We start from the raw sequence: 26570 nt of genomic DNA, 5'->3' as shown, positions 1-26570 counted from the left end.
CCAAGATGAGACCCGTTGCCGTGATTCAGCACGACGCCGTGCAAGGCCCTGGCATGCTGAAAGCGCTGCTGACCCAGTGGGGCATCCCCATGGTCCACATCCAACCCAGTCAGGGCGACCCGCTCCCTCGGTCAGCCAGCCGCTTCAGCGGCATCGCCCTACTGGGTAGCGATCACAGCATCCACGATCCGATTCGTTGGATCTACGAAGAGCGACGTTTGGTTCAAGATGCACTTTCGCAAGACGTACCTGTCCTCGGGCATTGCTTTGGCGCCCAGATGCTCGCCTGCGTCGCTGGCGCTTCGGTCCGACGCTTGCCGCGACCTGACATCGGGTGGCGCATGTTGACGCCCACCCCGTACGCTCACGGCCTTTGGGGCACCTGTCAGGCGGTGCCGTCGTTCAACTGGCACCATGAAACCTTCGACATGCCAGCCGGTGCTGAGCGCATCCTCATCGGACAGCATTGCCAGAACAAGGGCTTCCGCCTCGGTCCACATCTGGCCTTGCAATGCCACTTGGAGATCACCCCCGACATCCTGACAGCCTGGTGCCAACATGGTGCGCCAGAGCTGGCGTGTCATCACTCTCCCAGCGTTCAGCCTGCCAGTCAGATTCTCTCGGACGCCCCTGTCTGGCTGCCTGCGCTGCACGGGTTGGCCCGTCGCGTGTACGGCAACTGGACCGCACATCTGCCTGAAAGCCCTATGGCTTCAAGGCACCACATGCCCCACCGTCTTGACACCGTCTTGATGCGATCAGGCGCACACTTCGGAGAACAAGAAAGAACCCGCCATGTACCCTGGTCGAGAACGCCCCAACCCCGATGAACTGCTGCAACAGGTGAAGCAGGACGACATCCGCGCGCATCGGGGACGTTTGAAGATCTTCATCGGCGCCTCTGCGGGGGTCGGCAAAACCTGGGCGATGCTGGCGGCTGCTCGCGCCAGTCAGGCGCAGGGTCGCTCGCTGATCATCGGTCTGCTGGAAACCCATGGCCGCCATGACACTGAGCGCATGGCCGAAGGTCTGCCACGGTTGCCCCTGCGTCAGGTGCAGCACCGTGAGCGAGCGCTCAAAGAGTTCGATCTGGACGCCGCACTGGCCTTCGGTCAAGAACACAACGATGCCTTGGTGTTAGTGGACGAATTGGCTCACAGCAACGTACCCGGCTCACGCCATCCCAAGCGTTGGCAGGACATCGAAGAGTTGTTGCAGGCCGGCATCGACGTCTGGACGACCATGAATGTCCAGCACCTCGAAAGCCTCAACGATGTGGTCAGCGGCATCACCGGCATACGGGTGTGGGAGACGGTCCCTGATCGCCTGTTCGACGAGGCCGACGAGGTGGTCGTGGTGGACCTCCCCCCCGATGAGCTGCTGGCGCGACTCAAAGCGGGCAAGGTCTACCTGCCAGACCAGGCAGAGCGCGCTGCCGGCAGCTTCTTTCGCAAGGGCAATCTGCTGGCCTTGCGCGAGTTGGCTCTGCGTCGCACGGCTGATCGGGTTGACGGGCAGGTGCTGGCCTACCGTCGACAGGCATCGGTTGAAAGCGTCTGGCCAAACCGTGAGGCCCTGCTGGCTTGCGTAGGCGCCGACGGGCAGGCTGACAAGGTGGTACGAAGCTGCGCGCGCTTGGCTGCACAACTGGATGTGAACTGGCATGCGGTGCACATCGAGCCGCTTGCCACGTCGGGCCAGGACGGTGCTGTTTCTCCAGAAGTGGATCGCACCTTGAAGCTCGCTGCCCAGTTGGGCGCGACCACGGCGGTTCGCCCCGGCGCTGACGTCGCTCAGGCGTTGGTCCGCTACGCTCGTGAGCAGAACTTGGTCAGACTGGTGATGGGGCGACACGGTCGACGCTGGCCTTGGGACGTCGTGCTGTCAGATCGCATCGCAGAGATGGCCTCTGAGATTGATGTCCTGCAGGTGTCCACCCCAGCCGGCAGTCTCGGCAACACGAACAATGCGCCCGCATCTCCCTCAGCGCCCTCAGACAAGCCAGCCATGGTGTGGCAAGGACATGGCGCGGCCGTGGCGGCATGCGTGCTCACGGCCTTGCTCGCCACACCTTTGCAGCAGATCCTGGAGTTGTCCAACATCGTCATGCTCTTCCTGTTGACCGTGGTGGGCGTCGGACTGCGCTTCGGCCGCGGTCCGGCCTTGACTGCTGCCTTCCTGGGCGTGGGCTTGTTCGATTTCTTCTTTGTCACCCCTCGCTTTTCGTTCGCTGTCAGCGACGTCCAGTACCTGGTGACGTTCATGGTCATGCTCGCCGTTGCCCTGACCATCGGACAACTCACCGCTGTGCTCAAAGTTCAGGCGGAATCAGCCATACGCCGTGAGCAACGGGTGCGCAGCCTGTACGAAATGGCCCGTGACTTGTCATCCGCCCTGATGGTTGAACAGGTCTCCGACATCGCACAGCGTTTTCTTGCTGCCGAGTTTCAGGCCCAAGGTACCTTGCTGGTCGCCGACGATGCAGATCAACTGAAGCCTGTGAATGGAGGCCGGTGCGAAGTTGACATGGCCGTGGCCCAATGGGCCTTCGGCAAAGGTCGTGCAGCGGGATCTGGCACCGACACCCTGCCTGCCAGTCGCACGCTGGTACTCCCCCTGAACGCACCCATGCGAACCCGCGGGGCCCTTGTCATCATGCCTCCGGAACACACCAACCTCGATTCGGCGCAGCATCGACTGCTGGAAACCTGCGCCTCACTGTTGGCGATCTCGCTCGAACGCATCCATTACATTGAGGTGGCTCAGGCCAGCACCATTCAGATCGAGTCCGAGCGACTGCGCAACTCGCTGCTGTCAGCCATTTCACACGATTTGCGTACGCCTCTTTCAGGCTTGGTGGGCATGGCCGATGCCCTCGAAACATCCAGGCCCACACTGCCCCCCCCACAGCGCGAGATCGCAGGGGCCATGCGCCAGTCCGCGATTCGCATGGGGGTCCTCGTCAACAATCTGCTTGACATGGCCCGGCTGGAAGCCGGTGCGGTGCAACTCAATCGCCAGTGGCAACCATTGGAGGAAGTGGTGGGCAGCGCGCTTGCAGCAAGCCAGCCCACACTGAAAGATCGTCCGATCACCGTCGATCTTGCCGAGAACCTGCCTTTGCTTCACCTGGACGCCGTACTGATTGAGCGTGTGCTCGTCAACCTCTTGGAGAACGCCGCCAAGTACACCCCCGCAGGCTCCCCCATTGAGCTGCATGCAGACTGCGCCAGTGGCACAGTCACCATCTGCATCGATGACCGAGGACCAGGATTGCCCCCTGGTCGAGAAGAAGCTCTGTTCCAGAAATTCGAGCGAGGCTCCCGTGAAAGTGCACTGCCCGGCGTGGGTTTGGGGCTGGCGATTTGCCGCGCCATTGTTCAGGCACACGGCGGGCAGATTCACGCGGAACAACGCGATGGCGGGGGGGCCCGCTTCATCGTGGCGCTACCGACTGGAACCCCCCCCAGCGATGACGGTAGCGTCACCATCGGCGACTCAACCTTTGTAGCGAATGACCTCACATGAGCGAACTGCATGCACACATTCTCGTCATCGAAGATGATCCGACGATCCGGCACTTTGTTCGACTCACGCTCGAATCCGAGGGACACGAATCACACGAGGCCGACACGTTGCGACGAGGCCTGATCTCAGCGGGTACCCGTCGGCCTGATCTCGTGGTGCTCGATCTGGGCCTACCTGACGGAGATGGGGTTAACTTCATCCGCGAGTTCCGAACCTGGTCGACAACACCTGTGATCGTCTTATCCGCTCGCAGCGCCGAGGCCGACAAGATCAATGCACTGGATGCAGGCGCCGACGACTATCTGGTCAAACCCTTTGGCTCCGGCGAACTCATGGCCAGGGTACGCGCTCAACTACGCAGACACCTGCATCAGACGCCCAGTGGCGACAGCACCATTCGCTTTGGCGAACTGGAGCTGGACCTCGTCAAGCGCCAATTGAGCAAACAAGGAACACTCGTCCACCTCACCCCCATCGAGTACAAGCTGCTCACTTACCTGGCCGGTCAGCCAGATCGCGTCATCACGCATAGCCATTTGCTCAAGGCCGTCTGGGGCCCTGGACATGGTGAAGACACCCACTACGTGCGCGTGCACATGGCCAACCTGCGCAAGAAGGTCGAAGCCAACCCGTCCATGCCAAAACACCTGTTGACTGAGGTCGGTGTGGGCTATCGATTCGTCAATCAATGAGCCATCCCACTGAAGCGACAGTTCAGCGCAAATGGTGTGGAACGTGCAAACTCGGTTCCATCTCTGATAGGTACCCTTCAGAGTCATATGCGGCCTCAAGGGGCTTGTGCCCCTTGTCACGGATGCGCACAAATCAGCTTTCATCCAACTGCACAACTCTTGGCGTGAATCGCTGAGTACGCAACTCTGTCATGCAGGCCTCGACCTCGGGCACCCTGTTGAAGACACAGCGTCTAGCGAGTTCCGGCTTGTTCTTGACGGTCACACGGGAGCAGCTGCGCTTGGCGATGTGCGCCATGAGACAGACTCCTGTGAACGAGGAGACTTCTGTAGTCAGCGTGTTTATATCCGGACCGACTTTCCGTGCAGTCACGCTGCGCCGTTTGGCACAGATTTGGCACAGAACCCTTGAAAGCAAAACAGCCACATTGCTGCGGCTGTTTCAACTCCTTGATTTACAAGGGAAATTTGGTCGGGGTGAGAAGATTCGAACTTCCGGCCTCTACGTCCCGAACGTAGCGCTCTACCAGGCTAAGCTACACCCCGATGTCATTGATTTCGACTGCGAACCGCTCAAGAAGAGCGGTGAATCGAATCAAACGATAATTGTAGCAGAGCTTCGCGCCACTCCGAAGCCGGCAAGGCCTCCAGGCACTTTTTCGCCACTTCGGCCTGGGCTTGCGCGGCCTCTCGCGTGACATCCAGCGCGCCAGTGGCCTTCACCACGGCCACGATCTCGGGCATGCGCTCGACCTCGCCGTTCAAAATGGCGTTGCGGATCATCTCGCGCTGCTCGGGCGTGCCGCGCTGCATCGCCGCCAGCAGCGGCAAGGTCGGCTTGCCTTCGCGCAGGTCGTCGCCGATGTTCTTGCCCAGCTCGGCGGTGGTGCCTTCGTAGTCCAGCAGGTCGTCGATCAATTGGAAGGCGGTGCCCAGGGCGCGGCCGTAGGCGGCGCAGGCCTCTTCGACCTCGGGAGAAGCGTCGCTGATCAGGGCGCCCAGGCGGGTACTGGCCTCGAACAGCTTGGCCGTCTTGTATTCGATCACGCGCAGGTAGTCGTCCACCGAGATGTCGGGGTCGTGCATATTGACCAGCTGCAGCACCTCGCCTTCGGCGATCACGTTGGTGGCTTCGGCCAGCACTTCCATCACGCGCATGCGGCCGGTCGAAACCATCATCTGGAACGAGCGCGAGTACAGAAAGTCGCCCACCAGCACGCTGGCGGCGTTGCCGAACATCGCATTGGCCGTCTGGCGGCCGCGGCGCAGGTCAGACTCGTCCACCACATCGTCGTGCAGCAGGGTCGAGGTGTGGATGAACTCCACCACCGCCGCCAACTCGTGCATCTGCGAGCTGTTGCATCCCAGGGCGCGCGCCACCAGCAGCAACACCATCGGGCGCACCCGCTTGCCGCCCGCGTTGACGATGTAGTGCGAGATCTGGTTGACCAGCGCCACTTGCGAAGACAAGCGACGGTGGATGACCTGATCGACCTCGGCCATGTCGGGCGCGGCGAGGGTACGGTAGCTGGCGGGGGAGGTGGAGGTGCTCACGCGGAGTTGCAGACGAAACGCCCGGTCACGGGCAGACCTGAGATTATAGGAAGGGAAGGCCGCGGGTTTCCCTGCACCGTTTTTCCACAGGACAATACAAGGGCATCCGGCTTTTTCTACTCAGGTCTGCCCATGTCTGCTCCCCACGCTTCCGACACCTCCGCGCCTCTGTCCTCGGTCGAGCTGCGCCTGGCCATCATCGGGGCCGGCCCGGCGGGTCTGAGCCTGGCGCTGCAAGCCGCACGCGCCCTGCCCGCGGCCCGCATCACCGTGTTCGACGCCCGCCCGGCCGACAAGGACGTGCGTGCCGATGCCCGCACCCTGGCCCTGTCCCAAGGCACCGTGCAGGAGTTGCACCGCATGGGCATCTGGGAAGCCATCGAAGCCAGTGGCCACAGCGCGTCAATCAAAGCCGTGCACGTGTCACAGCAGCAGCCCACGGTGCTGTGGCCCGGATCGCAACAGCCCGCCGTGCGCATCAGTGCGCAAGAGCAAGGCGTGCCGCAGTTGGGCGCGGTGGTGAGTTACGGCACCCTGGTCGCTCCTTTGCAAGAAGCCTGGTTGAAGGCCATCGGCACCGACGAACATCGCTTGGCCATGCGCTTTGGCACCCCGGTGCGCGGGTTCAAGTCGCTGCCGCAAGGCGTGGAGATCGACGCCGACATCGCCGAGACCTTTGACCTGGCCGTGGTGGCCGAAGGTGGCGTTTTTGCGGACCAGCCCAAGCTGCAATGGCCCGAAGGCGTGAGCCGCGACTACGAACAAACCGCCTGGGTGGGACAGGTGCTGCTGGACGACAGCAGCGCGCCCGGCGTAGCCTACGAGCGCTTCACCCCCTCCGGCCCCGCCGCCTTGTTACCCCTGCCGCCCGGGCAGGTCCAAGTGGGCGGCCCCATCGGCCGCCGCGCCGCGCTGGTGTGGTGCGTGCAGCAAGCCGACGACCCCGTGCGCGACCTGAACGACACCCAGCGCCTCACCCTGCTCAACACCATCTTCCACGAAGAGGTGGGCGCGATCCGTCAGATGTCATCGCTCAAGGCCTTCCCTCTGGGCCTCAATGCGCACCGTCACCTCGTCTCCGACGGGCAGGTGGTGCGCATCGGCAATGCCGCGCAAACCTTGCACCCGGTGGCCGGCCAGGGCTTCAACCTGGGCATGCGCGATGTGCACGAACTGCTGGCTGCACTCAAGGACCAGACCTGGACCACGGTGGACGACGATGCCGCGCGCCAGATGAAGGTGCAACGCGCGTTGCGCCGTTTTGAGCGCCGCCGCCAGCCCGACCGCCTGGCACTGGTGGCCTCCACCGACTTCCTTGCGCGCAGCTTTACCTGGCCCGCCCCGATCCTGGCCACCCTGCGCGGCCTGGGCCTGGGGGCGGTGCAGACCCTGGGCCCGGTCAAGCGCCTGCTGGCGCGCACGATGATGTTCGGCGTGCGCTGAAGCCTCAACCCTGGTCTTCGCGCGGCGCGTCGGGCAACCGGGCCGGCGCTCGCTCACCGAAGCCATCGCCTGCCGACGGATCAGCGCCCACCTCCAGGCTGGCATCACAACCGCTGCCTGCTGAAATCAGGCGACGCACCCAACGCAGCGCCAAGGCACGCACCGGCCTGGGCCAGCGCAGCAACACCCGCGCAGCCACCGGCCCCGCCTCCACCGTCTCGCTCCCTGCGGCCAGCATCAGCCCGCAGTGATAGCGCCCTGCAGCCTCGGACCACACCAGCACCGCGCAGGCACCGTGGCGCTTGCGACTCACCAGCATCCCCACGGGACAAGGCTCGGCCAGACAGCACACGCCGCAGCCATTGCACGGCGCGCCCTCCGGCGGTTTGACCGGAGCGTCAGGGTGAATGTGGATGACCTGGTGCATGGCGAGCAGAGTTTGCGACAATCTTGCCTTATGAACACCGCGATCACCCCTTCCGCCGACCTGCCGGTTGACCAGTACATGACCGCCGTGGGTCAAGCCGCCCGCGTCGCGGCCACCACGATGGCCGCCGCCAGCACCGCCGCCAAGAACAACGCCTTGCTGGCCCTGGCTGCGCAGATTCGCGCCCATGCGGGCGAGCTGAAGGCGCGCAACGAGGCCGATGTGATGGCCGCCGAGCGCCACGGCCTGGCTGCTCCCATGGTCGATCGCCTGCGCCTGACCGACAAGGTCATCGAGACCATGGCCGAGAGCTGCGAACAGGTCGCCGCCCTGCCCGACCCCACCGGGGAGATCACCAATGTGCGCCGTCGCCCCACCGGCATCAGCGTGGGCCAGATGCGCGTGCCCATCGGCGTGTTCGGCATGATCTACGAGAGCCGCCCCAACGTCACCATCGAGGCGGCCTCGCTGGCCATCAAGAGCGGCAACGCCTGCGTGCTGCGTGGTGGGTCTGAGGCCATCCATTCCAACCTGGCGCTGTGGAAGCTGGTGCAAGCCGCCCTCACCCAGGCCGGTCTGCCCGCCAACGCCGTGCAGCTGGTGCAGACCACCGACCGCGCCGCCGTGGGCCAGCTCATCACGATGCCGCAGTACGTGGACGTCATCATCCCGCGCGGCGGCAAGGGCCTGATCGAGCGCATCAGTGCCGAGGCCCGCGTGCCGGTCATCAAGCACCTGGACGGCAACTGCCACACCTATGTGGACAGCGAGGTGGACCTGGACCTGGCAGTCAAGGTGACCGACAACGCCAAGACCCAGAAGTACAGCCCCTGCAACGCCACCGAGTCGCTGCTGGTGCACGTGAAGCAGGCCGAATCCTTCCTCCCCAAGATTGGCGCCGTGTTCGCCGCCAAGGGCGTGGAGATGCGCTGCGACCTGCGGGCCAAGTCCGTGCTGGGCAAGGTGGACGGTGCCACGGTGGTGGATGCCACCGAGCAGGACTGGTACGAGGAATACCTCGCCCCGGTCATCGCCGTGAAGGTGGTCGACTCGCTGGACGAGGCCATCGCCCACATCAACCAGTACGGCTCGCACCACACCGACGCCATCCTGACGACCAACCACCCGAACGCCATGCGCTTCCTGCGCGAGGTGGACTCGTCGAGCGTGATGATCAACGCCTCGACCCGCTTTGCCGATGGCTTCGAGTACGGCCTGGGCGCCGAAATCGGCATCAGCACCGACAAGTTCCACGCACGGGGCCCGGTCGGCCTGGAAGGCCTGACCTCGCTGAAGTACGTGGTGCTGGGCCAGGGCGAAGTGCGCAGCTGAGCGGCTCGCCCTTCTCTGCCCTGACACGAGCCCGGCGACCTGCCGGGCTCTTTGCTTTGAAGCCCCCTTGTGATGCTGGACCTCACCCTCACCAACGTGAGCCTGATGCTGCTGGCCTCGGCCGGCGCCGGGCTGGTGGACGCCATCGTGGGCGGCGGCGGGCTCATCATCGTGCCCTCGCTGTTTGGCCTGTTCCCGCAGGCTGTGCCAGCCACGCTGCTGGGCACCAACAAGGCCGCGTCCATCTGGGGCACGGGCTGGGCGGCACTGCAGTACGCACGGCGCGTGAAACTGCCCTCGGCCCGCCTGATGGGCGCCATCGTGGCCGCCATGTTGGGTGGCTTGCTCGGCGCCTGGCTGGCCACCTTGATCCCGGCCACGCGCTTTCGGGTGGCGCTGCCGTTTGTGCTGGCCGCCGTGTGGGTCTACACCCTGTGGCGCAAGGACCTCGGGCACCACCATGCGCCGCACTGGTCAGCCCGCACCGAAGCACTGGTTGCCACAAGCATCGGGGGACTCATCGGCTTTTGCGATGGCGTGTTCGGCCCCGGCACCGGCAGCTTCTTCGTGTTCGCGCTGGTGCGCCTGCTGGGCTGGGACTTCCTGCATGCCAGCGCCGCCGCCAAGCGCCTGAACTTCGCCACCAATGTGGCAGCCCTGACCTGGTTCATCCCGCACGGGCACGTGGTGTGGGCGCTGGCCCTGCCGATGGCCGTGGCCAATGTGGCCGGCAGCGCCGTGGGCACCCACCTGGCGCTCAAGCACGGCGCCGGCTTTGTGCGCGCGGCATTCCTCTTCGTGGTCGGTGCCCTCATCCTGAAGACGGGGATGGATGCATGGCAGTTGCTGTGACGCCTGCGGTGACACGGCATGAGGCCAGACATCACCACAGTGCCCTTTCAACTGATCCGCAGCCAAGTGGCCATCATTTGACAAAAGCTATCAAATCAATCGAATCAGTCGACTGGACCAATGGTGCCTCAGCCGGAATAATGAGAACCATTCTCAAACAAGAAACCGTCTGCCAAAGGAGTCCACCATGGCCAAAACCGCAACCTTCGGCGTGATGCACGTGATCACCGCCTTCAGCGTGACCTACGCCATGACGGGCAGCATCACCATCGCCGGCGTCGTCACCTTCGTCGAGCCTGTGGTGAACACGGTGATGCACTACTTCTTCGACAAGTACTGGGATCACCCGCGTGCCCAGGCCGCTCGCCAGGCCATCGCCCGCGTGGTGCAGCAGATCACCCCACACCGAACGCGCCAACAAGAAGGCCCCGAAGCGGGGCGCGCAGTCGGGGCCTGAGGCGGCGGGTTCACGCCCACCAGACGGCAGACACGCCCGGGCCACATGCCTGGGCGATGTCTGATGCGTGAGATTTACTTTTCCACGAACGCGCGTTCGATCACATAGTCGCCCGCCACGCCTTGCGACGGCGAGATCTGGAAGCCACGTGCGTCCAGGATCTTGCACAGGTCGGCCAGCATCGAGGGGCTGCCGCACATCATGGCGCGGTCGGTGGCCGGGTTCAGCGGCTGCAGGCCCAGGTCGGCGGCCATCTTGCCGTTCTCGATCAGGTCGGTCAGGCGGCCCTGGTTGCGGAAGGGCTCACGCGTGACCAGCGGGTAGTAGATCAGCTTGTCGCGAATCAGCTCGCCCAGCAGTTCGTGGTCGGGCAAATCGTGGGTGATGTAGTCGTGGTACGCCAGCTCGGACACCGTGCGCACGCCGTGCACCAGGATCACCTTCTCGAACTTCTCGTAGGTGTAGGGGTCCTGGATGATGCTCATGAACGGGGCCAGGCCGGTACCGGTACCGAACAGGTACAGGTTCATGGCGGGCTTGAGGTCGTCCACAACCAAGGTGCCCACGGCCTTGCGGCTCACCAGCAGCTTGTCGCCCACCTTCAGGTGTTGCAGGCGCGAGGTCAAGGGGCCATCCTGCACCTTGATCGACAGGAACTCCAGATGCTCTTCGTAGTTGGCGCTGGCGATCGAGTAGGCACGCATCAGGGGCTTGCCGTCCACTTCCAGGCCGATCATCACGAAGTGGCCACTGGCAAAACGCAGCGCCGGGTCGCGGGTGGTCTTGAAGCTGAACAGCGTGTCGTTCCAGTGGTGAACGTAGGTGACGGTCTCTTGATTGAACGCGGCCATGTTGGTTGATCCTGACGAAAACCCTGAATTGTCCCTCAGATCGTCACGCGAACGTCATCTGACCCCGTGCTTTTGGGGCCTTTGACCTGGCATAAGCTATGCTCAAAAAGTCATAAAAAACATCGCCTTGCACCGTCATGTCACAGGATCCCCGCACCGCACTGGTCGTTTTCTCGGGAGGCCAGGACTCCACCGCCTGCCTGGCCTGGGCTTTGGCACGCTACAGCCACGTCGAAACCATCGGCTTTGACTACGGTCAGCGACACAAGGTCGAGCTCGACTGCCGCGGCCGCATCCGCACCGAGCTGGCGCGCGCCTTCCCCGACTGGGCGCCGCGCCTGGGCGAAGATCACCTGCTCGATTTGGGCCTGCTGGGCCAGATCTCCGACACGGCGCTGACCGAATCGCGCGCCATCGAGATGCAGGCCAACGGTTTGCCCAACACCTTCGTGCCCGGGCGCAACCTGCTGTTCCTGAACTTTGCGGCCGCACTGGCCTACCGCCGTGGCGCCTCGGTGCTGGTGGGCGGCATGTGCGAAACCGACTACTCCGGCTACCCGGACTGCCGCGACAACACACTCAAGGCCTTGCAAGTGGCGATCAGCCTGGGACTGGACAGCCCCATGACGATCGAAACCCCCCTGATGTGGTTGACCAAGGCGCAAACCTGGGCACTCAGTGAGACACTGGGAGGTCCGGCCCTCAACGACCTGATCATCGAACACACCCACACCTGCTACCTCGGCGACCGCAGCCAGCGGCACGCCTGGGGATATGGCTGTGGGCACTGCCCGGCCTGTGAACTGCGGCGTGAGGGCTACGCACAATACCAACGTGACAAAGGGAATGCATGAGCACCACACAGATCATCCTGCTGGCCTTGGGCGCGGTTTTGTTGTTCTGGGTCGTCGGGGCCTACAACCGCATGGTCCGGATGCGCAACGAGATCGGTAACGCCTTTGCGCAAATTGATGTGCAGCTCAAGCGCCGGCATGACCTGATCCCTAACCTGGTCGAGGTCGCCCGCAAGTACCTGGAGCACGAGCGCGAAACGCTCGAGCGCGTGACCGCTGCGCGCGCGCAGGTGATGGCCGCCACCGACATGGTCAAGTCCCACCCCAACCAGAGCGGCCCGATCAAGAGCCTGGGCCTGGCCGAAGGCGTGCTGGGCAGCGCCATGGGCCGCTTTCAGGCCGTGGTCGAGTCCTACCCTGAGCTCAAGGCCGATCAGCAGATGACCGACCTGCGTGAAGAGCTGACCCACACCGAAAACAAAGTGGCCTTCTCGCGCCAGCTGTTCAACGACGTCACGCTGGACTACAACAACGCCATCCACCAGTTCCCGACCAATCTGCTCGCTGGCCTGTTCAGCTTCCAGACGGCCGAGATGCTGCAATCGACCTCGTCCGAGGCCGAGCGCGCCCCGGTCAAGGTCAGCTTCTGATCCCTGGGACTCATGCGTTTTCGTCAGCACCAAGGGGCCGCCCAGACACGCACCATCCAGCTGATGCTGTGGTTTGGCGTGCTGGTGGTGGCGCTCACCCTGGCCATCAACCTCTTGCTGGCCCTGGTCTACAAGCTGGTGGTGCCGACAGGCTTCGGCTTTCCCAACCTGTTTTTCGAAACCAACACCGCCGTGGTGCTGTTGTTCGTGGTGGGCGGCGCCATCGTCGAGACCCAGCGCCTGCGGGCAGGCGGGGGCGCGCGGGTGGCGCACTGGCTGGGTGGTGTCGAGGTCACCGACCCGGATGACGCGCTGGAGCGCCGCCTGCTCAACGTGGTCGACGAGATGGCCATTGCCAGCGCGCAGCCCGTTCCCCGCGTGTTCGTGATGCGTCGCGAAGACGCCATCAATGGCTTCGTGGCAGGCTGGAGTGCCGACGACCTCGCCTTGACCGTGACCCGCGGCGCCCTGGAACGCCTCAACCGCGCCGAGCTGCAGGGCTTGGTGGCGCACGAGTTTGGTCACATCAAGGAAGACGACCTGCCCTTGAGCATGCGCATGCTGGCCCTGGTGTGGGGCCTGTCGCTCATCCACGGATATGGCCAGACCCTGATGCGACCCAACCAGGACGGTCAGGTCAACCCGCTGGCCTGGCTGGTGGGGCTGGTGCTGACGGCCGCGGGCTGGCTGGGCTGGTTGGCCGGTCGCATCCTGCAAGCTGCCATTTCGCGCCAGCGCGAGTTTCTGGCCGATGCCAGCGCGATCCAGTTCACCCGCACAAGCGACGGCCTGGGCAATGTGCTGCGCAAGATCTGGCACGACCAGAAGCTGCTGGCCGGCCGCATGCAGCACCCCGCCGCCGAAATGGTGGCCGCCATGCTCTTGCACGAACCCGGACAGACCCACCTGCTCGCCTGCCATCCGCGCTTGAGTGAGCGCATTCGGCGCGTGTGCGGCACCGTGCTGCCGCCCCTGCCCGCGCGACTCCTGCGTGAACCGGTCTCCGAGCCGCGTCGGCCGCGTGCCACCACCGCGCCGGAAGGGGCGCTGGCCGCCGTGAACGACGGAGGCCTGACTTGGGTGAGCGCGGGCGCCACAACAAGCGCGACCCCAGCCAGCGTCCAGCACGACCTGATCCAGGCGCACAGTGAGGGATGGAGCGCTCGCCTGCACGCCGACCGCGAGGCACTGGCGCGCCTGCAACGCCTGCAAGGCCCGACCGAGCAGCGCTTGCTGCTGCTGGCCCTCATGATGGACCCGGCCAATGGGGCCGAGCGTCGCTGGTGGGACGTGCGCAGCCAGGAACTGACCCATGGCGCCCGCATCCTGGACGACGTGCAGGCCCTGCTCCCCCAGCACCGCATGCCGGAGTTCGAGCGCCTCACCGCGCAACTGGCGGGCGCCCCGATCGCGCAGCGGCGTCAGGTGGTACATGACGCGCGCGAGTTGCTGCGCGCCGACGGTCGCATCAGCCCGCGTGATCGCCTGTGGTGGTTGACCCTGCGCCATCGGCTCAACGCACAGCCAGGCGGCGCGCCCCTGATCCTGCCCCTCACGCATCACCACGAGGACATCTCCGACCTGCCGGAGGCGGAGCGTGCGTACGTGGCCGCGCTGAGCGCTTATCTGGCCCGCTTCATCCCGATGCCGGAGCGGGCTGACGGGGTTCACCCTGCTTCGCAAGTCTGGTACGACCAGGTCATGCAACGCTGCGGAGAAGACATGGCGGACACGGTGATGCCTCAGCCCCCGGATGCGGATGGCCTGGTGCATGCCTTGTCGGCGGTTCAGGAATTGGGTTGGGTGTTGCGCGCCATCTTGGTGAAGTCCTGGGTGGAAGAAGCGTTCAACCACAGCCCCCAGGGCCTGCTCAGCGACGAGACCGCCGATGCCCTGCGCATGTGTGCGTGCCTGCTCGACACGCCCTTGCCTCCGATGCTGGAGGCACACTACCGCGCCACTCGCTGAGCAGCGCGGTAGCCAGAACCGGTCAGCCGATCAGCCCTTGGTGAGGCCCAACAGACCGTTGCGCAGATCGGGAGGCGCACCCTCGCCGATGTACATGCGCATGTAGATCTGATAGGCCAGCTTGTCGCTGATCACGAGTGGCTTGCCATCGGCCTCATTGAGCGAGCGTCCGTTGTGGGTGGCCAGCCAACCACGACCGGGCACCCAGTCCAGATTGACCACATCGCCCTTGACCACTTCCTTCACGTTCGAGTATGCAGCGCCAATCATGCCGATGGGGCCGATCAGGCGCTTGAACTCGTCCTCGGTGGCGTGATCCTTGAAGTCAGCCAGGAAGATGCGTGTGATGGTGGACGAGGTGAAACGGCGCAGGATGTTGAGCTGGATGCGGCGCACGCCGTCCAGCTTGAAGATCGCTTCGGCCGAGGTGGTCTTCTCTGGCAGGTACAAGGCCGTGACGTCGGCCTTGAAGTAGCCGCGCTTGCGCACGCCCGCACCATTGAGCACGAGCTTTTGGCCATAGGCCGTCACCGTGGGGGCCAGATCGACCCCTTCCAGTGAGACCTGTTGTGCCATCGCGGGTGCAGCCCAGGGCAGGAGCGTCGAAGCCGCCGCGCCCAGCGTCAACTGGCGACGCAGGGTGTTGATGGCTTCAGGCTTTTGACGTTCGTCATGCATGGTCATACCTCCAGACAGAAAGGCGGCAGGATCACAGAGGCTTGGAGATGGTCAGCCAGAAAGCCTGACCTTCGGTGCGGTTCTTGGCACCGAATTCCTTGATGAACTTGCCTTCGATCAGCATTTCGCCACCGTTCATCAGCCAGGCGACGGCGGGGCCGATGGCGTTGACGCTGGCTTTGTTGCCATTTTGGTCTAGCAGCATTTTCTGCGTCATCGCGTTCGACGCATTCGGGGTGACCGTATCCGCTTGCAACTGGCGAACAAAGTAGCCTTGCACACCGACGCGGATGTCTTCCGACACGAAGGCCATGGCCTGCCAGTCAAAGTTGAAGATCTTGCCGCTGTAGTAGTCGGTGTCCTTGTTACGGGTGTTGAAGGACATCACGGCACGGCCACCGATGTCCCAGCCGTCACCAATGAAGGCGTACTGCACGGACGGACGGAAGGTGTAGTAATCGCCGAAACCGGTGTTGACACGCTGATTCGCCTTGAAGTCACCCAGCGGCATGACGATCGTCGGGGCAAACGTCACCGACTGGTGATCGCCAATTTCCCAGTGCATGACGGGAGAGACTTCCAGATCAGCGATGCCGGTCTCGGACCCACTCATGCCTGCAGCAATGCCAGACAAACCTGCGAACCCATCCACAACAGCGCTACCGGTCGTCAGACCGAAATCAGCCTTACGTTTGACAACCGGCAACATGGCCGTCACACCCACATGGGCACCCAGCAGGCGATGGCTGCTGATGTAGGTCAAGCGAGGGAGGATCGCGTAGGTGTCGGTGTCAATGGACACCTTGGCACGGTACGAGGGGTTGACATAATTCGTCAGCTGCTTGCCGTCGTTCCCTTTGATCTTGCTGGCGTGGTACGCCACCATCGGGGCCTGGAAGTACAGACCAGGCACGACCGGGGTGGTCATGTCGCTGCCACCAATGCCGGCGGAGTAACGCTGGTTGCCGTTCTCGGCAGCCATGGCGCTGGTGGCTGCTGCCAGGGCCAGCACCAGAGCAGACGCCTTCAGAGGGGCGCGGTAAATCGACGACGGGACGGAAGTAAAACGGGGCATTGTGACTCCTTGGTACGCGGGGACAGTCTGTGATCCACAGCAGGGGACAGATGCCTGATCACCCCCCTTTGCGGGATGAGCCAACTTTGCCTCGAGAACTTACGTCTGGGCACAATCTCTGCTGTCTCGGCGCAACAAAAAATCACGGTTTTGCAGGAGCTTGTGACAATTTCGCGGCAGATGAAGGGTAAACCCTCGTCGGGTTATTCACCTTCGCCAAACTTGTCGTTGATCAGCGCCAGCAAGGCCTTCATGGCCTCTTCTTCCTTCGGGCCTTCGCACTCGATCTCCACAGTGCTGCCCAGGCCGGCGGCCAGCATCATCACGCCCATGATGCTCTTGGCATTGACGCGGCGGTCGTTGCGGCTCATGAACACTTCGCAGGGAAAGCTGCTGGCCAGTTTGGTGAGTTTGGCGGAGGCACGGGCGTGCAGGCCCAGTTTATTGCTGATGTTGGCGGTGGTCTTGATCATGACTGCTAGCTTGGCTGGCCTGGTTTTGCGGCCTGCTGGCCGCGATCTGCATGACGCCCTGGGTGCCCCCGGCCAGCGCGCGGGTCACCAAGGTGTCCAGGGGTTCGCTGGCGTAGTTCAGGGCGCGCCACAGCATCGGCACATTCACCCCGGTGATCACCTTCACGCGCAGACCGTCGGCCAGGCGCTGGACGGTGTTGCAGGGCGTGGCACCGAACACGTCGGTGAGGATCAGGACCTCGCCGCGCGGGTCGGCGTCCTGCGCCAGGCTCAACATCACACGCGCCTGCGCTTCGAGCTCGTCACAAGGCAGGTTGGGCGGCACGTCGAGCGCCTGCAGGTGCTGCGCCAACTCGGGGAAACAATGGCCGGCGGCCAGCTTCAAGGCTGAAGCCAAGGGAGCGTGCGCGATGATGAACAGGCCGGGCATGGGGTGGGTGTGAAGGGGTCAGACAGGGAACTGGAATCCGTCCCGGAAGGACAACTCCGCATCTTGCGCTGCCGCAGTGGGTTCTGTCCCCTTTGATCCGATGGGACGGGACACCGAGGCCTGAAAAATCTGCAGGCCGTGGGCAAAATGCCACGCTGTGACGCCCATCTCCAGCGGCCGCCCCCAGCCATCGACCCGCCGTGCCTGGAAACGCCAACCCTGCGCTTGGGCTTGTGGCGTCATGCCACGAACCTGTACCGGCCCCAATGGCACCACCCCGACCGGAGCCTGACTGCCTGCCATCTGGCTGGCGGCCTGCAGGTTGTCCTGCATGACGCGGGGCAAGGCCGCCAAGGTGGGCCCGACCTGCGTCACGTCCTGCACCTGCACCTGGCTGAGCGCCCAGGTCACCTCACCGGTCTGACAGGACCACATGTGCATGACCAGGGGCTGGGGCGCGCTGGGCAGAGTCACGGTGCGCGTCACGTGATCTGGCTTGCAGGGAAACAGGGAGCGCAGACCCGGCGCCTCGGACGGGCGCACCTCGCGCCAATCCAGTGCGGGCGAGCAGGCGCTCAGGGCAACCAGGGTCAGCATCAAACCCAGGCGCGCGCAACGCCGCGGCAGGCTCACGAACGGCATCGGGCGCGACCTCAAGCGGACGGCTGGGCCAACAACTGCCCCAACAGCTTGTGCAGGGCATCGAAGTCAGGTTCGCCCACATAGCGTTTGACGACTTTGCCCTCGCGATTGATCACCAGGGTGGTGGGCGTGAGTTGCACGTCGCCAAAGGCCTTGGCCAGGCTGCCGTCGTGGTCGATGGCCACGCGGAACGGCAGCTGGCGGGTCTGCGCAAACTGCATGACGTAGGCCGGTGGGTCGTAAGACATGGCCACAGCCAAGGTTTCCAGCCCTTGCGCCTGGAAACGCTGGTGGGTGGCGACGATCTGAGGCATCTCCTTGACGCAGGTGGTGCAGCTGGTGGCCCAGAAGTTGAGCACGGTCACTTTGCCTTTGAACACGCTTGTACGATGCTGGCTGCCATCCAGCTGGGTGAAAGGCAGGTCCGGCAGATCCGAGTTGCCCCCCGACAGGCAGGCGCTCAGGAGCACGGGCAGGCCCAGGATCATCAAACGTCGACTCATCGGCATGGGTGTCACCACAGCAAACTAGAAAGGAAACAACATGAAACGTCGCAGTGTATTGTCATCCCTGGGGGTGTTCGGCCTGGGCTGGGTCACCCTGCCGGCAACAGGGTGGGCTGCCGCGTTCAGCAGCAAGGACGCCACCGCCGCCCTGCGTGCTGCGCTCGACAAGGGGGCCGAGGTGGCGGTGTCCCAACTGGGTGCCAACAATGGCTTTCTGAACAACGAGAAGGTGCGCATCGGATTGCCCTCACCGTTGGACAAGGCGGCACCCGTGCTGCAGGCCATGGGGCGCGGCCAGCAATTGCAGCAGTTGACCGAAGCCATGAACCACGCGGCCGAGCAGGCGGTGTCCCTCGCACGGCCCCTGCTGAGCAAGGCGATCAAGGACATGAGCGTGCAGGACGCTGCCGGCATCTTGCAAGGCGGCGACAACGCGGTGACCGAGTACTTCGCCCGCAAGACGCGTGAGCCGCTGACAGCGCAGTTTCAGCCGGTGGTCAACCGCTCGCTGGAAAAGCTGTCGGTGACCCAGCGCTACAACGATCTAGCGGGCAAGGCCCAGCAGTTCGGCCTGCTCAAGGGCCAGGGCGGGACGCTGCAGGATCACGTCACGAACAAGGCGCTGGACGCCCTGTTCATGGTGATCGGCGAAGAAGAACGCAAGATCCGCCAGGATCCGGTGGGCACGGGCAGCGCCTTGCTCAAGAAGGTGTTCGGGGCACTGTGACCTCGGCCGGCTTGGGGCCACGCTCGAGCTTTTCCACATGGGGGTCGGCCCAGGGACCGGTGACCATGAATTCCTGGGTGCCGGCGTCGGCCACCTGTTTGCGCAACAGGTACTGTGCAATGAAGGTGCCGATGCCAATGACCGGGTTGATGGCAGCGTAGGCCAGTGAGGCCGCCTCGGCGTTGATCTGCGGCACCACGAAGACGTGCAGGTTCTGCGTCTCCTTGGCCAGGTCGGCCTGCCCTTCCATCAGCACGATGGCCTGCACACCACGCATGCGCAGGTTGCGGGTGGCGGCCACGCCCTGCGTGACCTTGACGTCGCCGTCGATGGCGTCAAACGCAAACCCCTGCTGGAACAGGTCACGGAAATCCAGCGTCAGCCGGCGCGGCAGGGACTGCAGGCTGAGCACCCCCAGCAGTTTGGCCATGCCCGGGTCGGCTTTGAGGAACTGCCCGGCGTTGATCTGGACCTTGATGTCACCGGACATCGTCAGCGGATCGGGCTCCAGCGGCGAGCCCAGCCAGTTGACCTGCCCGGTGAGCTGGCCTTTGCCGCCGCGCAGCGTCTGCGGCAGGCCCAGGCGGGTCAGCAGGGCACCGCTGTCGCGCAGGTCCAGGGTGAAGCCAAAGGCCGAGCGCGGGCGGCCGAGCGTGCCCAGGGCTGCCCAGTTGCCCGAGGCATCGAGCTGGGCCTCCGGGGTGCTCACGCGCAGGCGATTGAGGCGCCATTCGGGCAAGGCTGCGCCGCCCGCCATGGGCACGAGGCGGTTGAGGGCCTCGACCTCCACACGGCCCAAGGCCAGGCCGCGCCACTCGAACTGATCGATCTGGATGTCGAGCGCGGGCAACTGCCTGGCGCCCTCGCCAGCGAGCATCTGCGCGGTCGCCTGGCTCTGCAGAGCCTGTGCCTCGGCATTGGGGATGGACAGGCGGGACAGACGCGCCGTCACCCTGCTGGAAGACGGTCCGGCGGCCAGCGGCGCCTTCTCAGGCGCCCATTCGATCTGACCGGCCACCTGGTCCGCGTGGAGTTGCAGACGCCACACCTCCGGGGCCGGATGGGCCAGCGTGGCCGACACGTCCTTGAGCGTGCGCTGGCGGAAGGTCAGCGCGCCCGTCTGGATGCTCACCGTTTCTGGCAGGCCATCCCCGAAGTCTGACTGGCTGGCGCCCCCGGCCGGGCCACGGAAGGTGTCGGCGACCTTCATCCACGCATCCAGATCCAGCGTGGGGCTCGACCACTGCGCGGCCACCCCGCGCGCTGGCAAAAGTGGCAAGGCCGCGCTCTGCCCCGGCCCAGCCTGCACCACGCTGATCAGCCCCTGCGTGACCCGGGCGTGAGCGCCGCTCACATCACGGCGCAGGTCCACACGCACGCGCGGCAAGGCCGCCGGCGTCATGGCCAAGGTCTGCGGATTGCCCACGTCCACCTGGATGAGGTCACGTTCACCTTGCTCGCTGTCGGTGCGGTAGGTGACGGTCAGCGGCCACACTGCGGCAGCCGGCTTGGTCAGGGGTGCGGGCAAGGCCGCGCCGATGCCCTGCAAGGTCGAACTCACCTGCACCTCGGTGCGTGCCCCGGCGGCCACCGTCACAGCCACCGGTGTCTCCCCCGCGAGGTGCGGCGCCAATCGCGCCAGGGCCGGGTACTCCTGCGCCTGCTTGAGGCCCTCGGCCGACATGCTGCCGCGCGCGCTGAAGCGCACCATGCCATCTGGTCCGCGCTTGCCCTGTACGGTCATCTCCTGCCCCCAGACGCGGGTGCGTGCCTGCACATCCAGCTGCGTCTCGGTGAGGGCAATGGTGCCGCGCAAGGCCGCAAAGGCCGGGATCGACGGACTCAGACGCACACTGGCCTGGTCCTTGTCCGACAGGGTCACCAGGCCCTTGACCCGGGTGTCTTCGCCGCGGTTCAGCGGGATGTCCAGCGACAGCTGCAAGGCGCCCCGCCCACCGCCTCGGGCCTCGCTGAGCGCACCGCCCGTCCACTCGCCCACTGGCGAGGTCGCCAGGAAGCGCAGCAGATCGTCCATCGGCCCTGCGCCACGGCCCTGGATGGTCAGGTGCGGGTCATCCGCCCCCATGTCCTCGATCCGGCCTGACACCTCGCTCAGCACAAAGCGCCCCGCGCCCATGGTACCCAACAGGGCACGGGCGTCCTCGATGAGCATGCGCTGGCCCTCGAAGCGCAGCAGCCCTTCCAGCGACGTGAACGCCGGCCAGATGCCCTTTGTCGCGTCGGGCGTCAGGCCCAGCAGCGTCGGGGGCACATAGTCCATGACCACCTGACGCACGGGCACCCGCACGCGGAAGCGCCCACCCACATCGTCCTTGAACGGGAATGCGTCCAGTTCGCCCTTAACCTCAAACGTCACCCCTTCGGCGTGGCCGCTGCGGAAGGCCTGGCGCACATAGTCACGCGTGTCGGGCGGGATGCTCAGGGGCAGGTAGCGCCACACGCGGGTGGCCTCACCGCGTGCCAGCCGGCCGTCCAGCTGCAGCACCCCCGGCAGACGCGACAGCGGCTGCCCCTGGGCATTGCGCTCTCCGGCGGCGGCTGTGCGCCAGGTGGCGTCCAGCGTGCCTGCGGCGTCGGCATTGGCAAAACTGGCCTGACTGACCTTCACCGACCAATCCGGTGCAGCGCCCACCGCCACGCGCCGCGTCCAGTCCACGCGGGCCTGGAGCCGATCCAGAGGGATGCGGGGCGCTTCGAACACGCCCGGGAACGCCAGCCAGCCTTGCTGCATGGCGAGATCGGCCCGCCCGCTCGTCTCTGTGGCCGTCACCGTGACATCGGCCTGCGCCAAGCCCGGTCTCATCCCGTCCGGGGACTCCGCCAGACCCAGGCCCTGGACGCGCGCCTTGACCCGGTAACGCGTGGGCGCCGTCGCCGCCCCTTCCCAGCTCAGGTCCAGCCCGGACACGATGCCCTGGGGGGCCAGCTCCTGCAGAGCCTGGCGGTGGGCGGTGGGCAGCGGCAAGCGATCGGCCACCCGGGCCAGCAAGGCCAGGTCCAGATGCTCGGCCTGAGCCTGCCCGCCCAACGTCTGACGCCAGGCTTTCGCCACATCCACCAGCGGGTCGGCCGCATGGCGCCACACCAGGCGCCCCTGGCTGAGGGGCCACGAGAGGCCGTCGTTCAACTCGAAGGCCAGTTGCTCGAATGCCAGTGCGGTCTGCTCGGAGCGGTGGTCCAGGCTCAGGCGGCCATCCAGACGCCTGAAGCTCAGCGGCGCCAGCACCGGGTCCAGACGCACATCCACGCCCTGCACCGCAAGCTGCAAGCCCCCCCCCGCCAAACGGCCGTCTCGCAAGCGCACAGTGGCACGCACCGCGCCCCGCCCGCCCCGCACCTCGACCGGCAGGCTCACATGACGCTGCAGCGTCTGCACATCCACATGCGGCAGGTCCAGCACCACCGAGCCGGTCCAGCGCTGCCACTGGCTGGGCCGGGTCAAGGACGGCCACCAGCGTTGCCACCAGGCCGCCTGCTCATCCAAGGCCCACAAGGGCTGGGCCATGTCCATCTCCAGGCGCACCCGCTGGCCGAACTCGCGCGGCGGCGTGGCGGCCAGCGCCAGCTCATGGTGACGACGCCCCAGTCCCAGTCGGTGACGCAGCGCCAAGTCCACCTGCTGCAGACTCAAGGTGGGACGTCCCCGCATCTCATCGGTCCAGCGCAGACGCCCTTCGCGAATCTGGATCAGCGACTGCGACAACACCCAGTCGGCCCCCGCAGACGTGCCCTGGCCGCTCGCCCCCTGCGGCGCCAGGCGCAAACCCGCCACATGGACTTGCCCGCTGACGTCTCGCCGCACCTCCAGCTCAGGGCGAACCAGTTCCAGGCGGCCCAAGCGCACCTCGCCCGCCCACAGGGCCTGGGGCGACAGCGTGGCCAGCGACACCCGCGCCGACACCTCCGGCAACGCCAAGGCCACCCGGCCCTGCTCGTCCAGCAGTTCCACCCGGTGCAGGCTCAGCACCGGCCACATGCCATCAGTGTGCCCCTGCAGCGCACCAATGCGCACCGTCACCCCCAATGCCCGCGTGGCTTGTTCAGCCAAGTCCTGCCGCCAATCGCCAATACGGGGCAGAATCTGAAACAGCAACACCGCCCAGGCCACCGTGGCCAGCAACACCCCCGCCCCCAAGAGGCTCAAGGTGATGCGAACCAGACGTCGGGTCGCCCGCCCCATGAACCGGGCCGACGACCACAGCCTGTGGCGGCGCCCGGTGGCGGTTTGCGTGGAAAGCTCAGAGGAAGCAGCAGGAATCTCAGACATGGATCAGACAGTTCACCCGTCGAACCGCCCACAACGTGGCCTGACTGCTGCTCTACCATTGCCAGCACAGCCCCAGGGATCGACAACCGATCACACTAGCACAGACCTCTTCGCCGGCGACACGGTCCATGATTGATTTCCCCTTCGACGCGGTGCCCACCACCACCCCTGCGGCCCACTCCCGCTACGTCCAACGTGTCCGCCGCCGCTACGCTGACGAGATCGCCCGGTTCGCCCAGACGGCCCCCGGCACGCCCCGCACCGCCGAGATCACGACCCTGATCGCCCACCTGCGTGAGCAAGGGCGCGAGTTGGGCTCGGCCCTGCGCGTGGCCCGCCACCTCGTCATGGAACGCCTGGCCTGCCTGGACGTGGAAGGCGGCGCCCCCATGCTGGAGATCACCGCCTCGGTGACCGAACTGGCCGAGGTCACGCTCGACCACGCCCTGGCTGCCGCCGAAGCCGAGCTCGACCTCAAGCACGGCGCCCCACTCGACGCCCAAGGCCAGCGCATCGACCTGTGGGTCATCGGCATGGGCAAGCTCGGCGGGCGAGAGCTCAACGTCTCGTCCGACATCGACCTCATCTACGTCTACGAAGACGAGGGACACACCACCGGCATCGAAGACGGCGGCATGGTGCGCGGCCGCGTCACCGCCCACGAATACTTCAGCCAGGTGGCCCGCCGCCTGTCCACCCTGATCGGCGACACCACCGAAGACGGCTTCGTCTTCCGCGTCGACCTCGCCCTGCGCCCCAACGGCAACTCTGGCCCTTCCGTGGTCAGCATGGGAATGCTGGAGGAGTACTTCCTCGTTCAGGGACGTGAGTGGGAGCGCTTTGCCTGGCTCAAGAGTCGCATCATCGCGCCGCGTCGCGCCATGCCCGGTGGCGAACACCACCAGCGCGCCCTGGCCTTGCGCGACCTGGTCATGCCCTTCGTGTTCCGCCGCTACCTCGACTACGGCGTCTTCGAAGGCCTGCGCCAGCTTCACCGCAAGATCCGCGACGAAGCCACTCGCCGCGCCGCTGGCCGCCCCGAGCGCGCCAACGACGTCAAGCTGGCCCGCGGCGGCATCCGCGAAATCGAGTTCACCGTGCAATTGCTGCAGGTGGTGCGCGGCGGCCAGTTCCCGGAAATCCGCACCCGCTCCACGCTCAAGGCCCTGCCCCGACTGGCCGCACGCGGCCTGATCCCCGCCGACAAGGCCGAGAAGCTGGCCGAGGCCTACACCTTCTTGCGCCGCATCGAGCACCGCATCCAGTTCCTCGACGACCAGCAGACCCACATGCTACCCACCGAGGACGCCGACCTGGCCTGGATCGCCGACAGCCTGGGCATCCATGCCCGTGAGCAAGGCAGCGCCGACCGCCCCGAATGCCGCTCCAGCACCTGCCAGCTGCTCGAAGCGCTGTGCAATGTGCGCGAGTTCGTGGCCACCGAGTTTGACGCCCTGCTCCATGACGGCCGCGACCCCAAAGCCAACGGCTGCAAAGGCTGCGGCGGCCCGCCTCTGCCCGTGGACAGCGAGGAGTTCCTCGCCAAGCTGCCAGAGGATCTCGCCCCGCACGTGCGCCAGTTCGCTCAGCAAGGCAAGGTGGCCGTACTGTCGGATGCAGCCAAGCTGCGCCTGGCCAAGCTCATCGGCCGCGCCACCAAGGCCGCCCTGGACGCGCGCGAAGGCCCGGACGGCGCGCCGTGCATGAACACCGACACCGTGCGCCACTTTGTCGACTGGCTCACGCCCTTGCTGCGCCGCGACAGCTATCTGGCCCTGCTCGACGAGCGCCCCGAGGTGCTCAACCGCCTGCTGCGCCTGCTGGGCCTGGCCAAATGGCCCATGCAGTACCTGCTGCGCCACCCCGGCGTCATCGACGAACTGGCCGACCCTCGCCTGCTCGAAGGTCGCTTTGACGCCGTCGCCTACCAGCGCGACCTCGAAGATCGTCACACCGCCTGGGTTCGCGCCGGCCAGGCCGACGAAGAAGCGGTGCTCGACACTTTGCGCCGCGCCCACCACGCGGAGGTGTTCCGCACCCTGGTGCGCGACGTCGAGGGCACGCTCACCGTCGAGCAGGTCGCCGATGACCTCTCGGCCCTGGCCGACGCCACCCTGTCCGTCACCATCAAGTGGGCCTGGAGCTACCTCCAGCAGCGCCCCGGCAAGCAAGGCCGCTACGCCGTGGGCCGCCAGCCCCACTTCGCCGTCATCGCTTACGGCAAGCTGGGCGGCAAGGAACTCGGTTATGGCAGCGACCTGGACGTCGTCTTCCTCTTCGACGAAACCCAGGATGCCCCCGACCCGCAAGCCGGCCCCGACACCCCGAGCGCCATCGATGCCTACCTGCTGTTCGCCCGCAAACTGGTCACCTGGCTGACCCTGCGCACCTCGGCCGGCGAACTGTTCGACATCGACACCGCCTTGCGCCCCAACGGCAATTCGGGCCTGCTGGTCACCAGCTTCCACGCCTTCGACGACTACCAGCGCCAGCGCGGCAGCAACACCGCCTGGACCTGGGAGCACCAGGCCCTGAGCCGCGCGCGCTGGTGCGCCGGCGAAGTGGCTCTGGCCGATCGCTTCGAGACCACGCGCCGCAGCGTGCTGTCCGCCCAGCGCGACCCCGTGGCCCTGCGCGACGAGGTCATCGCGATGCGCGAACGCCTGCGCGAGGCCCACCCCTGCCCAACCGACCAGTTCGACATCAAGCACAGCCGTGGCGGCATGATCGACGTGGAGTTTGCCGTGCAGTACCTGGTGCTGACCCACAGCCACGCTCACCCCGCCTTGCTGGACAACGTCGGCAACATCGCCTTGCTGCAACGCGCTGAAGACGCCGACTTGCTGCCGCCGGGTGTTGGTCATGCTGCCGGACAAGCCTACCGCGAACTGCGTCGCATCCAGCACCGTGCCCGACTGGACGATGCCAGCACCAAGCTGAAAGACGAGGCCCTGGCGGCGGCCGCATCGCACCGCGAGGCCGTGCAGGCACTGTGGCAGGCCGTTTTCCCAGGGCATTGACTTGGTGGGGCAGGACGGGTTAACACTGTCACGACGACACAACAGGCCCAGCCCCCCATGTGAGCGGCAGGAGAAAACCCCAGGGAACTCACCCCTTCCCTGCGTGATCATTCACCGGTGACGCAAAAGAACGCGCACAACCGTTCTGGTCTCCACCTTGATTTGATCAACCCCTGCCACACC

Annotated in this window: 23 protein-coding genes and 1 tRNA gene; 12 read left to right on the top strand and 12 right to left on the bottom strand. The window is 65.5% G+C overall.

The features are described from left to right. The first annotated feature begins 53 nt into the window (after nucleotides 1–53). The 3 genes from RBT42_RS12755 to RBT42_RS12745 are packed head-to-tail and all read left to right on the top strand — an operon-like array spanning nucleotide 54 to nucleotide 4220. Nucleotides 54–830, top strand: coding sequence for a type 1 glutamine amidotransferase (locus RBT42_RS12755; RefSeq protein ID WP_320365684.1), 777 nt, complete (start codon nucleotides 54–56; stop codon nucleotides 828–830). After that, nucleotides 796–3528, top strand: coding sequence for a DUF4118 domain-containing protein (locus tag RBT42_RS12750; protein ID WP_320365682.1), 2733 nt, complete (start codon nucleotides 796–798; stop codon nucleotides 3526–3528). Before RBT42_RS12755 ends, RBT42_RS12750 begins: the two co-directional genes overlap by 35 nt. After that, the gene (locus tag RBT42_RS12745) at nucleotides 3525–4220 is read left to right on the top strand and encodes a response regulator (RefSeq protein ID WP_320365680.1); all 696 of its coding nucleotides are present in this window, start codon (nucleotides 3525–3527) and stop codon (nucleotides 4218–4220) included. Before RBT42_RS12750 ends, RBT42_RS12745 begins: the two co-directional genes overlap by 4 nt. Before the next feature lie 133 nt (nucleotides 4221–4353). Here RBT42_RS12745 and RBT42_RS12740 read toward each other — a convergent pair whose 3' ends face one another. The 3 genes from RBT42_RS12740 to ispB all read right to left on the bottom strand — a co-directional run bounded on the left by RBT42_RS12740 (nucleotide 4354) and on the right by ispB (nucleotide 5723). Beyond that, nucleotides 4354–4518 carry a hypothetical protein gene (locus RBT42_RS12740; RefSeq protein WP_320365678.1) on the bottom strand — a complete coding sequence of 55 codons (165 nt, stop codon included), beginning with the start codon at nucleotides 4516–4518 and terminating at the stop codon, nucleotides 4354–4356. Nucleotides 4519–4689: 171 nt separating this feature from the next. Beyond that, nucleotides 4690–4766 (bottom strand) — tRNA-Pro (locus tag RBT42_RS12735). A gap of 27 nt (nucleotides 4767–4793) precedes the next feature. Then, nucleotides 4794–5723 (bottom strand): octaprenyl diphosphate synthase, encoded by a 930-nt coding sequence (ispB, locus tag RBT42_RS12730; protein ID WP_413785899.1) that lies wholly within the window; start codon nucleotides 5721–5723, stop codon nucleotides 4794–4796. A gap of 183 nt (nucleotides 5724–5906) precedes the next feature. On the opposite strand from ispB, the gene RBT42_RS12725 reads away from it, so the two are divergent. Beyond that, entirely contained in the window at nucleotides 5907–7217 is a 1311-nt protein-coding gene (locus RBT42_RS12725; RefSeq protein ID WP_320365674.1) for an FAD-dependent monooxygenase, read from the top strand. Between the two features lie 4 nt (nucleotides 7218–7221). Here the strand turns inward: RBT42_RS12725 and RBT42_RS12720 are convergent, their stop codons facing one another. Continuing rightward, nucleotides 7222–7644, bottom strand: coding sequence for a hypothetical protein (locus RBT42_RS12720; RefSeq protein ID WP_320365672.1), 423 nt, complete (start codon nucleotides 7642–7644; stop codon nucleotides 7222–7224). Between the two features lie 30 nt (nucleotides 7645–7674). Between RBT42_RS12720 and RBT42_RS12715 the strand changes: the two genes are divergently transcribed. The 3 genes from RBT42_RS12715 to RBT42_RS12705 all read left to right on the top strand — a co-directional run bounded on the left by RBT42_RS12715 (nucleotide 7675) and on the right by RBT42_RS12705 (nucleotide 10285). Continuing rightward, nucleotides 7675–8976, top strand: coding sequence for a glutamate-5-semialdehyde dehydrogenase (locus tag RBT42_RS12715; RefSeq protein ID WP_320365670.1), 1302 nt, complete (start codon nucleotides 7675–7677; stop codon nucleotides 8974–8976). A gap of 72 nt (nucleotides 8977–9048) precedes the next feature. Continuing rightward, on the top strand, nucleotides 9049–9828 hold the full coding sequence (locus tag RBT42_RS12710; RefSeq protein ID WP_320365669.1) for a sulfite exporter TauE/SafE family protein: 780 nt from the start codon (nucleotides 9049–9051) through the stop codon (nucleotides 9826–9828). 187 nt (nucleotides 9829–10015) lie between these two features. Next, entirely contained in the window at nucleotides 10016–10285 is a 270-nt protein-coding gene (locus RBT42_RS12705) for a DUF2061 domain-containing protein (protein ID WP_320365667.1), read from the top strand. A gap of 74 nt (nucleotides 10286–10359) precedes the next feature. Here the strand turns inward: RBT42_RS12705 and RBT42_RS12700 are convergent, their stop codons facing one another. After that, a complete protein-coding gene (locus RBT42_RS12700) occupies nucleotides 10360–11136 on the bottom strand; it encodes a ferredoxin--NADP reductase (RefSeq protein WP_320365665.1) in 777 nt (258 codons plus the stop codon). Between the two features lie 137 nt (nucleotides 11137–11273). Here RBT42_RS12700 and queC point away from each other — a divergent pair, with 137 nt between their 5' ends. From queC to RBT42_RS12685, 3 genes are read left to right on the top strand one after another with little or no spacing between them, the layout of a single operon-like run. Beyond that, complete coding sequence (gene queC / locus RBT42_RS12695) at nucleotides 11274–11990, top strand: 7-cyano-7-deazaguanine synthase QueC (RefSeq protein WP_320365663.1); 717 nt, start codon at nucleotides 11274–11276, stop codon at nucleotides 11988–11990. After that, nucleotides 11987–12580 carry a LemA family protein gene (locus tag RBT42_RS12690; RefSeq protein WP_320365661.1) on the top strand — a complete coding sequence of 198 codons (594 nt, stop codon included), beginning with the start codon at nucleotides 11987–11989 and terminating at the stop codon, nucleotides 12578–12580. Before queC ends, RBT42_RS12690 begins: the two co-directional genes overlap by 4 nt. 12 nt (nucleotides 12581–12592) lie before the next feature. After that, nucleotides 12593–14548, top strand: coding sequence for a M48 family metalloprotease (locus RBT42_RS12685; protein ID WP_320365659.1), 1956 nt, complete (start codon nucleotides 12593–12595; stop codon nucleotides 14546–14548). 30 nt (nucleotides 14549–14578) lie between these two features. On the opposite strand, the gene RBT42_RS12680 is transcribed toward RBT42_RS12685, so the two are convergent. The 6 genes from RBT42_RS12680 to RBT42_RS12655 all read right to left on the bottom strand — a co-directional run bounded on the left by RBT42_RS12680 (nucleotide 14579) and on the right by RBT42_RS12655 (nucleotide 18349). Continuing rightward, entirely contained in the window at nucleotides 14579–15226 is a 648-nt protein-coding gene (locus RBT42_RS12680) for a chalcone isomerase family protein (protein ID WP_320365657.1), read from the bottom strand. A 31-nt stretch (nucleotides 15227–15257) separates the two neighbouring features. Beyond that, nucleotides 15258–16301 (bottom strand): transporter, encoded by a 1044-nt coding sequence (locus RBT42_RS12675; RefSeq protein WP_320365655.1) that lies wholly within the window; start codon nucleotides 16299–16301, stop codon nucleotides 15258–15260. A 203-nt stretch (nucleotides 16302–16504) separates the two neighbouring features. Beyond that, the gene (locus RBT42_RS12670; protein ID WP_320365653.1) at nucleotides 16505–16774 is read right to left on the bottom strand and encodes an HPr family phosphocarrier protein; all 270 of its coding nucleotides are present in this window, start codon (nucleotides 16772–16774) and stop codon (nucleotides 16505–16507) included. Continuing rightward, nucleotides 16743–17204: a PTS fructose transporter subunit IIA gene (locus RBT42_RS12665; protein ID WP_320365651.1), complete on the bottom strand. Its 462-nt coding sequence runs from the start codon at nucleotides 17202–17204 to the stop codon at nucleotides 16743–16745. Before RBT42_RS12665 ends, RBT42_RS12670 begins: the two co-directional genes overlap by 32 nt. An 18-nt stretch (nucleotides 17205–17222) precedes the next feature. Beyond that, nucleotides 17223–17846: a hypothetical protein gene (locus RBT42_RS12660; RefSeq protein WP_320365650.1), complete on the bottom strand. Its 624-nt coding sequence runs from the start codon at nucleotides 17844–17846 to the stop codon at nucleotides 17223–17225. 11 nt (nucleotides 17847–17857) lie between these two features. After that, entirely contained in the window at nucleotides 17858–18349 is a 492-nt protein-coding gene (locus tag RBT42_RS12655; protein WP_320365648.1) for a TlpA disulfide reductase family protein, read from the bottom strand. Nucleotides 18350–18389: 40 nt separating this feature from the next. On the opposite strand from RBT42_RS12655, the gene RBT42_RS12650 reads away from it, so the two are divergent. After that, nucleotides 18390–19079, top strand: coding sequence for a DUF4197 domain-containing protein (locus RBT42_RS12650; RefSeq protein WP_320365646.1), 690 nt, complete (start codon nucleotides 18390–18392; stop codon nucleotides 19077–19079). Here the strand turns inward: RBT42_RS12650 and RBT42_RS12645 are convergent. Next, entirely contained in the window at nucleotides 19054–23367 is a 4314-nt protein-coding gene (locus RBT42_RS12645) for a YhdP family protein (RefSeq protein WP_320365644.1), read from the bottom strand. The two genes, RBT42_RS12650 and RBT42_RS12645, sit on opposite strands and share 26 nt — an antisense overlap. 128 nt (nucleotides 23368–23495) lie before the next feature. On the opposite strand from RBT42_RS12645, the gene glnE reads away from it, so the two are divergent. Continuing rightward, complete coding sequence (gene glnE, locus RBT42_RS12640; protein ID WP_320365642.1) at nucleotides 23496–26387, top strand: bifunctional [glutamate--ammonia ligase]-adenylyl-L-tyrosine phosphorylase/[glutamate--ammonia-ligase] adenylyltransferase; 2892 nt, start codon at nucleotides 23496–23498, stop codon at nucleotides 26385–26387. Nucleotides 26388–26570 lie beyond the last annotated feature (183 nt).

The organism is Aquabacterium sp. (assembly GCF_034003525.1).
Classification (GTDB): domain Bacteria; phylum Pseudomonadota; class Gammaproteobacteria; order Burkholderiales; family Burkholderiaceae_C; genus Aquabacterium.
The sequence above is the reverse complement of the archived record's forward strand: the minus strand, read 5'-3'. Positions and strand labels throughout refer to the sequence as shown.